The organism is Kytococcus aerolatus (assembly GCF_900187395.1).
Taxonomy (GTDB): domain Bacteria; phylum Actinomycetota; class Actinomycetes; order Actinomycetales; family Dermatophilaceae; genus Kytococcus; species Kytococcus aerolatus.
On the sequence record NZ_FYEZ01000002.1, the window covers coordinates 417,705 to 431,752 of the forward strand.

Sequence of the window (14,048 nt, forward strand, 5' to 3'; positions counted from 1 at the left end):
GCGACGTGCTGAGACTGACCCACCCCGACCAGCTCCCCGAGCCGCTTCGGCAGCGGGGGACCGTCGTCACCATCGGCACCTTCGACGGGTTGCACCGCGGCCACCGTGCCCTGCTCGGCCGGGTGACGGCGCTGGCCGCCGAGCGGGACCTGGCGTCCGTGGCCCTGACCTTCCACCCCCACCCGCTCGAGGTGCTCCATCCCGAGCGCTGCCCGGAGATGATCGTGAGCACCGGGCAGCGGCTCGACCTGCTCGAGTCCGTGGGCCTCGACGTCGCCGTCGCCCAGCAGTTCACCGTCGAGCTGGCGCAGCAGTCGCCCCGCGAGTTCGTGGAGGGGACCTACGTCCGGGACCTCGGCGCGCGGGCCGTGGTCGTCGGGCGGGACTCCCGCTTCGGCCGGGGGAATGTCGGCACGGTCGACATCCTCCGTGAGCTGGGCGAGGAGCTGGGCTTCGAGACGGTGGTCCTGGACGACGTCGGGGACGAGGCCGTCGAGCGGTGGTCCTCCACCGCCGTTCGTGCCGCCCTGGCCCGGGGGGAGGTCGACGAGGCGGCCCGTCAGCTCGGCCGGCTCCACGCGCTGCGGGGCACGGTCGTCCACGGTGAGCACCGGGGACGCGAGCTGGGCTTCCCGACCGCGAACCTCTCGGCGGACACCGAGGGGCTGGTCCCCGCTGACGGTGTGTACGCCGGCTGGCTCGTGCGCTGCGACCTGCCCGCGGGGGCCGCCGACGCGCGCCTGCCGGCGGCGGTGAGCGTGGGGACCAACCCGACCTTCGACGGGCAGCGCCGCACCGTGGAGGCCCACGTCCTGGACCGGAGCGACTTGGACCTCTACGGCGAGCCGGTGAGCATCGAGCTCGTCGAGCGGTTGCGGGGCATGGAGCGCTTCGACGGCGTCCCGGCCCTCGTGGAGCAGATGGCGCTGGACGTCCAGCGCGCCCGGGAGGCGCTCGCATGAGCGGCCCCTGGCCCGAGCCGGTCCCGAGCTCCCGCCCCGAGCACTCCCGGGCCGCGGTGGGCTCGGTCCTCGAGGAGACCCCGCACGCCGAGGTGCCCCACCGGTACGCCGCGCCCGAGGGGGCCCGCAGCCCGGGGAGCTTCCCCCCGGAACCCCGGGGGGCCATGCACCTCCTGGGCCACTCGGACTGGCCCCTGCTCGGTGCCTCGCTGGCGCTGAGCCTGTTCGGCGCGGCCATGGTCTTCAGCGCCACGAATGTCGACGCCGGCGCGGCCACCGGGGTGCGGCACGTGCTCAACATGCTGGTCGGGATCGTGCTGTGCGTGGTGCTCTCGCGGCTCGACGTCTACCGGCTGCGCCCCTTCACCCCGCTGGCGGTGCTGCTGGGGTGGGCGGGGCTGGTCCTGGTGGTGCTGATCGGCACGACCATCGCCGGCGCCAAGAGCTGGATCAGCATCGGCGGGTTCACCATCCAGCCCACCGAGTTCATGAAGGTCGCCCTGTGCCTGGGCCTGGCCGCGGCGCTCAGCCACCGGTTGCGGCCGCAGGTGGCGGCCCCCGGTTTCTGGAAGGTCGTGCTGGCCTGGGCGCTGGCCCTGTTCACCATCGGCCTGGTGATGCTCCAGCCGGATCTCGGGTCGGCCCTGGTGATCGGGGCGATGGCGCTGGGGGTGGTCTCCCTGTCGGGGGTGAACCGGTGGTGGATCCTGGGCACCGTGCTGGGGGCCGTGACGGTCGCCACCGTGGCCATCCGCGGGGGATTCCTCGCCGAGCACCAGATGGCCCGCCTCACGAGCTTCCTGAACCCGGAGGACGACCCGCTCAACACGGGTTTCCAGATGATCCAGTCGCGCAACGCGATCGGCTCCGGGGGAGTCTTCGGCCAGGGCTACCTGCAGGGCGCGCAGACCCAGAGCGGGTACCTGCCCGTGGCCGACAGCGACTTCATCTTCGCGGTGATCGGCGAGGAGCTTGGGCTGGTCGGCGGGGCGGTCACGGTGGGGCTCATCGCCTTCATCGTCCTGCGGACCCTGTCCATCGCCCAGCGCACGACCGACGTCTTCCCCCGACTCGTCCTCGTGGGGGTGGCCACGTGGTTCGGCGTCCAGTCCTTCGAGAACATCGGTATGACCATGGGCACCATGCCCATGACGGGTGTGCCGCTGCCCTTCGTGAGCTACGGAGGAACCTCCATGTTCGCCTGCTGGATGGGCATCGGGCTCGTGAACGCCGTCGCCATCGCCCAGCGCAAGGAGCGTTGAGATCCACGGGGCCGGTCCTCGTTCCCGAGCGATGTGCGAGACTTGGGTCCGGTTCGTGCGCCAGCACCCCTGAGCACGCACCCGACCAGCGTTCTCCGCACGAGGTGGGGCGCGGTCGGCGGAACGGTGCCGCGCCACGCGCGAGCCGCCCGTAACCCAGACTTTCGAGGCCGCGCACGGACGCGGCGAGAACGGCCACCCGGCCGATCGCACGGAGCGGAGCGAGAACGCCACCCGCCCGGGGGTGCCGATCGGACCGGTGGGCGGAGAGGTGTCCCACGTGACCACCGACCAGTTCCAGAGCTCCGGCGGGCAGTTCGGCCTACTCTTCCAGGCCCCGGACCCCGAGGCCCTGGCGCCGCGCAGCCGTCGCCGGCAGGACGACGAGGCGGACGACTCCCCGCAGGAGACCCCCGCCCGTCGGGCCCGTCACACGGCGGACGAGGAGGAGCCGGCGCCCCGCCGCAACCGTCGCTCCCGGACCGACCGCGAGGAGGACCCGGGGGAGGGCACCGGGCGTCGCCGCCGTCGCCGGGGCGAGTCCGGTCGTCAGGAGACCGCCGAGGACGAGGGCGCAGAGGTCCGGGGCGAGGCCCGGGGCTCGGGGGACGCCGCGGACGAGGGGCGCGACCACCCGGCCACCGACGAGGGCGAGGGCTCGGAGGAGGGCTCCGGTCGTCGCTCCCGTCGCCGCCGCGGGGGGCGCGGTCGCACCCGGGGTCAGGAGGCCCCGGAGCACGCTCTGGCGGGGGAGTCCGGCGAGGGTCAGGAGGCCCCGGAGGAGCGCCCTGCCGGTCGTCAGGCCGACGGGGACGACCAGGGCGACAGCGGGGGTGAGGGCTCCGGTCCGTCCGACGAGCGCTCCAGCCGTCGTTCCCGCAAGCGTTCCCGGGGCAGCCGTCGTTCCCGCACCCGGGGCGAGGCGCGCAGCGAGGACCGTGCCGAGGAGCGCACCGGGGCGGCTGATGCCGAGAGCGAGGTGACCCGGGTCCAGGGGTCCACCCGCCTGGCGGCCAAGAAGCAGCGCCGCAAGGAGGGGCGGGACGCGGGGCGTCGCCGTGCCGTGCTCACCGAGGCCGAGTTCCTCGCCCGCCGGGAGAGCGTCGAGCGCACGATGGTGGTCCGCGAGTCCGAGAAGCACACGCAGATCGGTGTGCTCGAGGACGGCGTGCTCGTGGAGCACTACATCGACCAGCAGCACGAGACCACGATGGTCGGCAACGTCTACCTGGGGCGGGTGCAGAACGTGCTGCCCTCGATGGAGGCGGCCTTCGTCGACATCGGCAAGGGGCGCAACGGCGTGCTCTACGCCGGTGAGGTGAACTGGGACGCCGCGGGGCTGGAGAAGAACGAGCCGAAGCGGATCGAGAGCGCTCTGCAGTCCGGGCAGACGGTCCTGGTGCAGGTCACCAAGGACCCGATCGGCCACAAGGGGGCGCGCCTCACCTCGCAGATCTCGCTGCCGGGCCGCTACCTGGTCTACGTGCCGGGCAGCTCGACGACGGGCATCAGCCGGAAGCTGCCGGACACCGAGCGGACGCGCCTGAAGAAGATCCTCAAGGAGGTCGTCCCGGCCGAGGCGGGCGTCATCGTGCGCACCGCCGCCGAGGGGGCCTCGGAGGAGGAGCTGCGTGCCGACGTCCAGCGCCTGGCCGCGCAGTGGGAGCAGATCAGCTCCGCCCAGACCAAGGGCAGCGCGCCGGCCCTCGTCCACGGCGAGCCGGACCTGACCGTCCGCGTGATCCGCGACGTGTTCACCGAGGACTTCGCCCGCCTGGAGGTCTCCGGGGAGAAGGCCTGGCGCTCGGTCACCGAGTACGTCGAGGCCCTGGCCCCCGACCTGGCCCCCAAGGTGCACCGCTGGGAGGACGAGCGGGACATCTTCGCCGCCCACCGCATCGACGAGCAGCTGGCCAAGGCCATGGACCGCAAGGTCTGGCTGCCCTCCGGTGGTTCGCTGATCATCGACCGGACCGAGGCGATGACGGTCGTCGACGTGAACACCGGCAAGTTCGTCGGCGCCGGGGGCAACCTCGAGGAGACGGTCACCAAGAACAACCTGGAGGCGGCCGAGGAGATCGTCCGCCAGCTGCGCCTGCGGGACATCGGCGGCATCATCGTCGTGGACTTCATCGACATGGTCCTCGAGAGCAACCGGGATCTCGTGGTCCGGCGCCTCGTGGAGTGCCTCGCCCGCGACCGCACGAAGCACCAGGTGGCCGAGGTCACCTCCCTGGGGCTGGTGCAGATGACCCGCAAGCGCGTCGGCAGCGGGCTCGTGGAGGTCTTCGGGACCACCTGCCAGCACTGCGACGGGTTCGGCCTCGTCACGCACGACGCGCCGGTGGGGCGACAGCCCTCCGGGCGGGAGGGACGTCCGGGGCGCGGTGCGGACCGTTCCCGGGAGCGTCAGCCGTCGAGCGCCCCGGTGCTGCCGACCGCGCCCGCCTCGGGGCCCTCGGTCGCGCAGATCGCGCGGGCGGTGCACACCGCGGCGGTCCAGAAGCAGTCCGCCCACGAGGAGCCGCAGGGCAGCCCCCGGCAGGCGGCGCCGCGGGGCGCGCAGCAGCAGGAGACCGCGGCCCCCGCGGCCACGAGCCCGTCCTCCCCGGAGGTTCCGACCGAGCAGACCACCACCCGAGAGGCGGCGCCGGCCGAGACCGCCGCGGCTCCCGCGGCCACGGGGCGCATCACCGGTCGGATCGGCCGCCGGGCCAGCGTCCCGACCGAGGAGGTCGCGGACGCCGCCGGGAGCCCGACCGCGGAGCCCGAGGTCGCCCAGGGGGTCGAGACGGTCGGTGCCCAGGCGCCCTCGAGCGCGCCGCGTCGCTCCTCGCGCCGCCGGGTGGTGAGCACCGAGACGGTGACGCCCACGGCGGAGGCCCCGTCGGTCCAGCCGGTGGAGACCCAGGTCGCGGGGGGTGCTGCCTCCGCCGGGAAGGCGGCGCCGCGCCGCACCACCCGTCGCCGCGCCAGCTCCGCGCCCGGGGGCGCCGCGCAGGAAGAGTGAGGCGAGCACCGTCGGGTTTGAGTTCCCCGGCCCGGCGGTGTAGAGTCGCACGTCGGCGCGCCGACCTGAGCGCGCCCATTCCTTTCGTGGGAGGCGGTCCGGAACGGTGCCGCAGGACCCACGGAACCCAGACCAGCAGTTCGACAGACCAGAGAGTGAGCTCAACGTGTACGCGATCGTCCGCGCCGGTGGCCGCCAGGAGAAGGTTTCCGTCGGTGACGTGCTCACCGTCGACAAGGTGGCCGGTGAGCCCGGCGAGAGCATTGACCTGCAGCCGCTCCTGCTCGTCGACGGCTCCACCGTCACCGCCACCTCCGACCAGCTCGCCAAGGTGAGCGTCACCGCTGAGATCGTGGGTGCCACCAAGGGCCCCAAGATCGTCATCCAGCACTACAAGAACAAGACCGGTTACAAGCGGCGCCAGGGTCACCGTCAGCCGCTGACCGAGGTCAAGATCACCGCGATCAACGCCTGATCCGGTCCCGGAACAGCACGAGCAGCCAGGGAGAACAGACATGGCAAGCAAGAAGGGTGTGTCCTCGACCCGCAACGGTCGTGACTCGAACGCTCAGCGCCTCGGTGTGAAGCGCTACGGTGGCCAGCTGGTCAACGCCGGCGAGATCATCATCCGGCAGCGCGGTACCCACTTCCACCCGGGCGCCAACGTGGGCCGCGGCAAGGACGACACGCTGTTCGCCCTCACCGCCGGCGCCGTGGAGTTCGGCAGCAAGCGCGGCCGCAAGACCGTGTCCATCGTGGACGCGCCCGCCCCGGCCGGCGTCTGAGCAGTTCCTCGGTCAGTCCGCGAGCGCGGACCCGACCCCGCCCGATGGGGGCGATGCCACCTGAGGCATCGCCCCCATCGGCGTCCCCGCCGGCGCGTCCGGCACCCACAGTCCCCAGGAGGGTCCGATGTCCAGCAACTTCGTGGATCGCGTGGTGCTGCACGCAGCTGCCGGCAAGGGTGGTCACGGCGTGGCCTCCGTGCACCGGGAGAAGTTCAAGCCCCTCGGCGGCCCCGACGGCGGCAACGGCGGTCGCGGTGGTGACATCGTCTTGGAGGTCGACCCGCAGGTGACGACCCTGCTGGAGTACCACCGCGGCCCTCACCGCAGCGCGCCGAACGGGCAGCCGGGCGGCGGTGACGAGCGCAACGGGGCGGCCGGGGAGGACCTGGTGCTCCCGGTGCCCGAGGGCACGGTCGTCAAGGACCGCAGCGGCGAGGTGCTCGCCGACCTCGTGGGGGCCGGCACCCGCTTCGTGGTCGCGGAGGGCGGGCGCGGGGGGCTGGGGAACAAGGCGTTGGCCAGCGCCCGGCGCAAGGCACCCGGCTTCGCCCTGCTCGGGGAGCCGGGGGAGGAGCGCGAGGTCGTCCTGGAGCTCAAGACCCTGGCCGACGTGGCCCTCATCGGCTTCCCCTCGGCCGGCAAGTCCTCCCTGGTCTCGGTGCTGAGCGCCGCCCGGCCGAAGATCGCCGACTACCCCTTCACCACCCTCGTGCCGAACCTGGGTGTGGTGACGGCGGGGGACGAGCGGTTCACCATCGCCGACGTCCCGGGGCTCATCCCCGGCGCCGCCCAGGGGCGCGGGCTGGGCCTCCAGTTCCTGCGTCACGTCGAGCGCTGCTCGGTGCTGGTCCACGTCGTCGACTGCGCCACCCTCGAGCCGGGACGCGACCCGATGACGGACCTCGCGGTCATCGAGGACGAGCTGCGCCAGTACGTCCCGGACGAGGCGCTCGGCGGGCGGCCGCTGGCGGAGCGCACCCGGGTGGTGGTGCTCAACAAGGCCGACGTCCCCGAGGCCCGCGAGCTGGCCGAGATGGTCAAGCCGATGCTCGAGGAGCGGGGCGCCGAGGTGCACATCATCTCGGCGGTCGCCCACCAGGGGCTCGACGCGCTGAGGTACGCCCTGGCCGGCCACGTGGCCGCCCACCGGGACAGCCTGCCGCCGGCCGAGCCCGCTCGGGTCGTGGTCCGTCCGAAGGCCCGCGACGACGCCGGGTTCGAGATCGTCAAGGAGTCCGGGGCCGAGGGCGTGTACTACCGGATCCTGGGGGAGCGCCCGGTGCGGTGGACCCGCCAGACCGACTTCAGCAACGACGAGGCCGTCGGCTACCTCGCCGACCGGCTCCAGCGGGCCGGCGTCGAGGACGCCCTGGTGACTGCGGGCGCCGTGGCCGGCGACACGGTCGTCATCGGCCCCGGGGACGGTGTGGTCTTCGACTGGGAGCCCACCATCACCGCCGGAGCCGAGCACCTGGGCGCCCGGGGCTCCGACCTGCGTCTGGAGGAGAACGCCCGGCCCACGCGGACGGAGAAGCGGGATGCCTTCCACGCCCGGAAGGATGCGGAGTCCGCCGTCCGCCGGGAGATGGAGGACGAGCGGCGCGCGGGTGTGTGGACCGCCGACGACTGACCCACGACGCTGGGTAGGATGCCCCCATGCAGAACGTGATGATGATCCTGACCGAGGGGAAGGGCGCCGAGCACGCCGGCCCCGCCCTGCCCTTCCCGTCGATCTGGTTCGGCGTGATCGCCCTGGCCGTGATGATGGCGATGCTGCTCGTCCTGTGGCAGTTCCGTCACAACGTGCCGATGAACCCGGAGGACGAGGAGTTCGCTGCCGACCACGTGCGTCACAAGCGCACCACCGGCGCACGCCCGAGCCGCCACTGACGTGCGTCTCGGGGTGATGGGTGGGACCTTCGATCCCATCCACCACGGCCACCTCGTCGCCGCGAGCGAGGTGGCCGCGACCTTCGGGCTCGACCAGGTGCTCTTCGTCCCCACGGGGCGGCCCTGGCAGAAGTCCGACAAGGACGTCTCCCCGGCGGAGGACCGCTACCTCATGACGGTCATCGCGACCGCCTCGAACCCGCGGTTCAGCGTGAGCCGGGTGGACGTCGACCGTCCGGGTCCGACGTACACCCGGGACACCCTGCTCGACCTCTCGGAGCAGTACCCCGAGGCCGAGCTCTTCTTCATCACCGGGGCCGACGCCCTCTCCCAGATCCTGTCCTGGAAGGGCGTGGAGGAGATCTGGGATCTCGCGCACTTCATCGGGGTGAGCCGACCGGGGCACGAGCTGACCGCCACCGGGCTGCCCGCGGACACGGTGACCCTGCTCGAGATCCCGGCCATGGCCATCAGCTCCACCGACTGCCGTGAGCGGGTCACCCGGGGGCTGCCGGTCTGGTACCTGGTGCCGGACGGTGTCGTCCAGTACATCAACAAGCACGGCCTGTACACGCCACGGGAGACCGAGGGGAAGGGCGAGTCCTTCGACGCGCTCCTGCCACCCGTGTCCAGTGACGCCCCTGCAGGCGTGGCCCCGAGCAATCCCACCGACGAGGAGTCCCCCGCGTGACCGCCACCCCCGAGGCCATCGACCTGGCCCGCACCGCAGCCCGTGCTGCGGACGACAAGCTCGCCCACGACATCGTGGCCCTGGACGTCAGCGACCAGCTGGGCCTCACGGACGTGTTCGTGCTGGCCGCGGCGCCGACCGAGCGCCAGGTGGGTGCGGTGGTCGACGAGGTCCTGGACGCCTGCCGCGAGGCCGGTGTGAAGCCCCTCCGTCGGGAGGGGGAGCGCCAGCAGCGCTGGGTCCTCCTGGACTTCGGGGACATCATCGTCCACGTGCAGCACGCCGAGGAGCGAGAGTTCTACGACCTCGAGCGCCTCTGGAAGGACTGCGAGCGGATCGACCTGGAGCTGCCGGAGCACCCGGAGGGTGTCCGGGAGGCCGCCGAGGTCGTCGAGCAGCGGCCCTGGTGGGTCGTCGACGACCAGGACTGAGTGCCCCAAATCGGCGGGATCCCGCCGATTTGGCGTTTCGGGGGTGAGTATGTGTAATATTCACCGGTCGCTCCGAGAGAGCGGCTCCCGAAGACGGGGCTATGGCGCAGTTGGTAGCGCGCCTCCATGGCATGGAGGAGGTCAGGGGTTCGAATCCCCTTAGCTCCACGGACAGAACCCCCACACTCACCGAGTGTGGGGGTTCTTCGCGTGCGAGGGGCGTCTCAGCCCTCCCGGGGTGGCGGGTCGGTGCGGGGCGGGGTGCTTCGCTGCGTGCCCTGCCGGCGGGAGTGCTCGCGCATCCCGGTCCGCACCCCCTGTCGGATGAGGCGGCGTCCGATGGTTCGTCCGATGGTCGATGCGATCTGCTGCCAAGCCATGTCCCACCCTCATCACAGGTGCGATCGCCGGGGCAAGCGGTGAGCGGTCGCTGTGAGCGGTTGCACTTCGGTAATGGAGTCGCCAGAAGCGCTGTCCGGTGGGCTCGTCGGTGCCATGCTGCCCGAGTTCCCGTCCCGCGTTCTTCCGGAGGAGCCCCCATGGAGGCAGTCGTCAACAGAGTGAACGAGATCGTCTGGTCACCGGCCCTGGTGTGGCTGTGCCTGGCCGCCGGCCTGTACTTCAGCCTGCGTCTCCTGTTCGTCCAGGTGCGTCGGATCCCCGACATGGTCGGGCAGCTGCTGGCGGGGGAGTCCTCCCGGGACGGCGTCTCCTCCTTCCAGGCCCTGGCCATGAGTATCGCCGGGCGCGTCGGCACCGGGAACATCGCCGGTGTGGCCACCGCCATCGCCTTCGGTGGCCCGGGCGCGGTGTTCTGGATGTGGGTGGTCGCCTTCTTCGGCGCCGCGACCTCCTTCGTCGAGTGCACGCTCGGCCAGATCTACAAGGAGCGCGACGAGGGCGGCGAGTACCGCGGTGGCCCGGCCTACTACATCGAGAAGGGGCTGGGGCAGCGCTGGTACGGCATCCTCTTCGCGATCTGCTGTCTGGCCGCGATGGGCCTCTTCCTCCCGGGCATCCAGGCCAACTCGATCACGGGGGCCGCCCAGAACGCATGGGGCGTGGACCCGAAGATGTCGGTCATCGCGGTGCTCGTGCCGCTGACCTTCATCGTCGTCGGTGGCGTCAAGCGCATCGCTGTCTTCGCCGGGGCGGTCGTGCCCGTCATGGCGCTGGGGTACATCATCCTGGCCCTCGTCGTGGTGCTCATGAACGCCCCGCAGATCCCGGCGATGTTCCAGCTCATCATCTCCTCGGCCTTCGGTCAGCACGCCGTCTTCGGCGGTGTCCTCGGCCTGGCCGTGGAGTGGGGTGTGAAGCGCGGCGTGTACTCGAACGAGGCCGGTCAGGGCACCGGGCCCCACCCGGCGGCCGCCGCCGAGGTCTCCCACCCCGCCAAGCAGGGGCTCGCGCAGTCCTTCGCGGTGTACATCGACACCCTGCTGGTCTGCTCGGCCACGGCCTTCATGATCCTCTCCACCGGCATGTACCGCACCTACGAGGGCGGCACCGAGAGCGGGCCCGTCCTCCACGAGGGGGGTGGCGGCCTGGCGAAGACCGCCGAGGTGGGCCCGGCGTACACCCAGGCCGCCCTGGACTCCGCCTTCCCCGGGCTGGGTGCCGGCTTCGTGGCGATCGCCCTGGTCTTCTTCGCCTTCACCACGGTGGTGGCCTACTACTACATGGCCGAGACCAACCTCGCCTACCTGACCCGGGGCGTGAACCCCGCGGTGCGGTCCGTGCTGATCCGTGTCGTGCAGCTGGTGGTGCTGCTGGCGGTCATCTGGGGTGGGCTGGCCTCGGCCGAGCTCGCCTGGACCATGGGGGACATCGGCGTGGGCCTCACGGCCTGGCTGAACATCGTCGCCATCCTCATCCTGCAGGGGCCGGCGATCCGTGCCCTGAAGGACTACGAGCGGCAGCGCAAGGAGAAGGTGGACCCGCAGTTCGACCCGCGCCCGCTGAACATCCGCAACGCCCCCTTCTGGGAGGAGCGGGCCGATGCCCGCGCTCTCCACCGGGAGGAGGCGGAGCCCGTCCGCCCCTGAACGGCCTCGGGTGAGCACGGCCCCGGGACGGTCCACCACGGACCTCCCGGGGTCGTGCTGTGATGCATGGGACAATGCGCCAATGCCCGTCGCACGTGTTGTCCACCAGCCCGCGTCCACCCCGCCGCAGCAGATCCGGAACTTCTGCATCATCGCCCACATCGACCACGGCAAGTCGACCCTGGCCGACCGGATGCTGCAGATCACCGAGGTGGTCCAGCCGCGGGACATGCGTGCCCAGTACCTCGACCGCATGGACATCGAGCGGGAGCGGGGCATCACCATCAAGTCCCAGGCGGTGCGCATGCCCTGGGCGCTGGGGGAGGGGAAGGAGCAGGAGTCCTTCATCCTCAACATGATCGACACCCCCGGGCACGTCGACTTCACCTACGAGGTCTCGCGCTCGTTGGCCGCCTGCGAGGGGGCGGTGCTGCTGGTGGACGCCGCCCAGGGCATCGAGGCGCAGACGCTGGCCAATCTGTACCTGGCGATGGAGAACGATCTCACCATCATCCCGGTGCTCAACAAGATCGACCTGCCGGCGGCGCAGCCGGAGAAGTACGCCGAGGAGATCGCCGGGCTCATCGGGTGCGAGCCGGAGGACGTCCTGAAGGTCTCGGGCAAGACCGGCGAGGGCGTGGCCGAGCTGCTGGACGTCATCGTGGAGCAGGTCCCGGCGCCGGAGGGGGACGCGGACGCGCCGGCCCGGGCGATGATCTTCGACTCCGTCTACGACACCTACCGCGGCGTGGTGACCTATGTCCGGGTGGTCGACGGGCAGCTCTCGCCGCGCGAGAAGATCCAGATGATGTCCACCGGGGCCACCCACGAGCTGCTGGAGATCGGCGTGATCTCCCCGGAGCCGAAGCCCACGAAGGGGCTCGGGGTGGGCGAGACGGGCTACCTGATCACCGGGGTGAAGGACGTCCGGCAGTCGAAGGTGGGTGACACCGTCACCGCCCAGAACCGGCCCGCCGAGGAGCCGATCGGCGGGTACAAGGACCCGGCGCCGATGGTCTTCTCCGGGCTCTACCCGATCGACGGCTCGGACTACCCGGTGCTGCGTGACGCCCTGGACAAGCTCAAGCTCAACGACGCCGCGCTGGTCTACGAGCCGGAGACCTCCGTGGCCCTCGGCTTCGGGTTCCGGGTGGGCTTCCTCGGCATGCTCCACCTGGAGATCGTCCGCGAGCGGCTGGAGCGCGAGTTCAACCTGGAGCTCATCTCGACCATGCCGAACGTGGTCTACACGGTGACCATGGAGGACGGGGCCGAGATCGTCGTCACCAATCCCAGCGAGTTCCCCGCCGGCAAGGTCCGCAGCATCACCGAGCCGGTCGTCAAGGCGACGATCCTGGCGCCCAGCGAGTTCATCGGCTCGATCATGGAGCTCTGCCAGAGCCGGCGCGGCACCCTGGGTGGGATGGACTACCTCTCCGAGGAGCGGGTGGAGATGCGCTACACCCTGCCGCTGGCTGAGATCGTCTTCGACTTCTTCGACCACCTGAAGTCCCGGACCAAGGGATACGCCTCCTTCGAGTACTCCGAGGCCGGGCACCAGGAGGCCGACCTGGTGAAGGTCGACATCCTGCTGCAGGGGGACCAGGTCGACGCCTTCAGCTCGGTGGTGCACAAGGACAAGGCCTACGCCTACGGCGTGGAGATGGCCGGGAAGCTCAAGGAGCTCATCCCGCGCCAGCAGTTCGAGGTGCCGATCCAGGCTGCTGTGGGTTCACGGATCATCGCCCGCGAGACCATCCGCGCCATCCGCAAGGACGTCCTCTCCAAGTGCTACGGCGGTGACATCAGCCGCAAGCGCAAGCTGCTCGAGAAGCAGAAGGAGGGCAAGAAGCGCATGAAGATGGTGGGCACCGTGGAGATCCCGCAGGAAGCCTTCATCGCGGCGCTGAGCCAGGACGGCGAGAAGCCGAAGGACGCCAAGTGAGCGACTGCCGCGAGGGCTCGCTCGAGGGGGAGCCCGCGGTCACCCGGGACGCGGTGGGCGGTGGGCTGCGGCCGGCCGACGCCCCCCGCAAGGGGGCGGTCTCCTCGGCTGGTGCCGCCGTGGAGCACGAGGGCGTCTCCCGTGGGGATGCTGAACGGCTGCCCGACGGCCGGCTCAAGCGGGTGACGCGTTCGTACGTGATCCGTGGGGAGCGGCCCGACCCGCGTCATGCCCAGGCCTGGGAGAGGCACGCCGACCGGCTCGTCGTGGACATCCCACGCACCACCGAGCCGCTCTCGGTCGAGCCGTCCTACCGCTTCGACGCGGAGGCCGAGTTCGGTCGCCGGGCGCCGCTGGTCGTGGAGATCGGGGCCGGCTCGGGGGACGCGGTGTGCGCCCACGCCCTGGCCCACCCGGAGATGGACCACGTGGCCATCGAGGTGTGGCACCCGGGGGCGGCGCAGATCGTCTCCCAGATCGCGCACCACGGGCTGGAGAACATCCGGGTGGCCGAGGTGGACGCCGCGCGGGCCTTCGCGACGATGTTCGCCCCCGGCTCGCTCGACGAGGTGTGGACCTTCTTCCCCGACCCCTGGCCCAAGGCGAAGCACCACAAGCGGCGCCTGGTGAGCACCGCCCTGGCGGCCGACGTGGGGCGGGCCCTGCGCCCCGGCGGGGTGTGGCGCCTGGCGACCGACTGGGCCGACTACGCGTGGTGGATGCGGGACGTCGTCGACGCCAGCGAGCTGTTCGAGAACCAGCACGCCGGGGAGCGCCCGGACCCGCAGGACCCGGCCGGGGCCGAGCGCGGTGGCTTCGCGCCCCGCTGGGCCGAGCGACCGGTGACCCGCTTCGAGCGCAAGGGCCTGGGGGTCGACCGCGTGGTGCGGGACGTCGTCGGCGTCCGGGTCTGAGGGAGCCGGCCGCGGGCGGCTCTACGCTCGGCCCCGGGGGGTGCCGCCCACACACAGGACGGAGGGGCGACCCCGGGCCGGGGCCGCCCTCCACGCCGCATGGGGAC

The 14,048-nt window shown here is 71.7% G+C and carries 13 protein-coding genes and 1 tRNA gene; 13 read left to right on the plus strand and 1 reads right to left on the minus strand.

All coding sequences use genetic code 11. The features are described from left to right. The first annotated feature begins 5 nt into the window (after positions 1-5). From CFT82_RS08980 to CFT82_RS09025, 10 genes are all read left to right on the plus strand, one after another. Complete coding sequence (locus CFT82_RS08980; RefSeq protein ID WP_234994376.1) at positions 6-962, plus strand: bifunctional riboflavin kinase/FAD synthetase; 957 nt, start codon at positions 6-8, stop codon at positions 960-962. Next, entirely contained in the window at positions 959-2,224 is a 1,266-nt protein-coding gene (locus tag CFT82_RS08985; protein WP_088818713.1) for an FtsW/RodA/SpoVE family cell cycle protein, read from the plus strand. The genes CFT82_RS08980 and CFT82_RS08985 overlap by 4 nt, the downstream gene beginning before the upstream one ends. Positions 2,225-2,504: 280 nt before the next feature. Further along, positions 2,505-5,234, plus strand: coding sequence for an Rne/Rng family ribonuclease (locus CFT82_RS08990; protein ID WP_327078688.1), 2,730 nt, complete (start codon positions 2,505-2,507; stop codon positions 5,232-5,234). Between the two features lie 166 nt (positions 5,235-5,400). Then, positions 5,401-5,709, plus strand: a complete 309-nt coding sequence (gene rplU / locus CFT82_RS08995; protein ID WP_088818714.1) for a 50S ribosomal protein L21 — start codon at positions 5,401-5,403, stop codon at positions 5,707-5,709. Between the two features lie 40 nt (positions 5,710-5,749). Further along, positions 5,750-6,019, plus strand: a complete 270-nt coding sequence (rpmA, locus tag CFT82_RS09000) for a 50S ribosomal protein L27 (RefSeq protein WP_088818715.1) — start codon at positions 5,750-5,752, stop codon at positions 6,017-6,019. 127 nt (positions 6,020-6,146) lie between these two features. Continuing rightward, positions 6,147-7,652, plus strand: coding sequence for a GTPase ObgE (gene obgE / locus CFT82_RS09005; protein WP_088818717.1), 1,506 nt, complete (start codon positions 6,147-6,149; stop codon positions 7,650-7,652). Between the two features lie 26 nt (positions 7,653-7,678). Then, the gene (locus CFT82_RS09010; protein ID WP_088818718.1) at positions 7,679-7,912 is read left to right on the plus strand and encodes a hypothetical protein; all 234 of its coding nucleotides are present in this window, start codon (positions 7,679-7,681) and stop codon (positions 7,910-7,912) included. A 16-nt stretch (positions 7,913-7,928) separates the two neighbouring features. After that, a complete protein-coding gene (nadD, locus tag CFT82_RS09015) occupies positions 7,929-8,603 on the plus strand; it encodes a nicotinate-nucleotide adenylyltransferase (RefSeq protein ID WP_234994377.1) in 675 nt (224 codons plus the stop codon). Then, a complete protein-coding gene (rsfS, locus tag CFT82_RS09020) occupies positions 8,600-9,034 on the plus strand; it encodes a ribosome silencing factor (protein WP_088818721.1) in 435 nt (144 codons plus the stop codon). The genes nadD and rsfS overlap by 4 nt, the downstream gene beginning before the upstream one ends. A gap of 95 nt (positions 9,035-9,129) precedes the next feature. After that, a tRNA-Ala gene (locus tag CFT82_RS09025) sits at positions 9,130-9,202 on the plus strand. Positions 9,203-9,258: 56 nt separating this feature from the next. Here CFT82_RS09025 and CFT82_RS11760 read toward each other — a convergent pair. After that, positions 9,259-9,414, minus strand: a complete 156-nt coding sequence (locus CFT82_RS11760; protein WP_159461897.1) for a hypothetical protein — start codon at positions 9,412-9,414, stop codon at positions 9,259-9,261. Positions 9,415-9,573: 159 nt separating this feature from the next. On the opposite strand from CFT82_RS11760, the gene CFT82_RS09030 reads away from it, so the two are divergent. The 3 genes from CFT82_RS09030 (at position 9,574) to trmB (ending at position 13,941) form a co-directional block, all read left to right on the plus strand. Then, the gene (locus tag CFT82_RS09030; protein ID WP_159461898.1) at positions 9,574-11,082 is read left to right on the plus strand and encodes an alanine/glycine:cation symporter family protein; all 1,509 of its coding nucleotides are present in this window, start codon (positions 9,574-9,576) and stop codon (positions 11,080-11,082) included. Positions 11,083-11,164: 82 nt separating this feature from the next. Continuing rightward, positions 11,165-13,027: a translation elongation factor 4 gene (lepA, locus tag CFT82_RS09035; RefSeq protein ID WP_088818725.1), complete on the plus strand. Its 1,863-nt coding sequence runs from the start codon at positions 11,165-11,167 to the stop codon at positions 13,025-13,027. Then, entirely contained in the window at positions 13,024-13,941 is a 918-nt protein-coding gene (trmB, locus tag CFT82_RS09040; protein WP_088818727.1) for a tRNA (guanosine(46)-N7)-methyltransferase TrmB, read from the plus strand. Before lepA ends, trmB begins: the two co-directional genes overlap by 4 nt. The last annotated feature ends 107 nt before the right edge of the window (positions 13,942-14,048 follow it).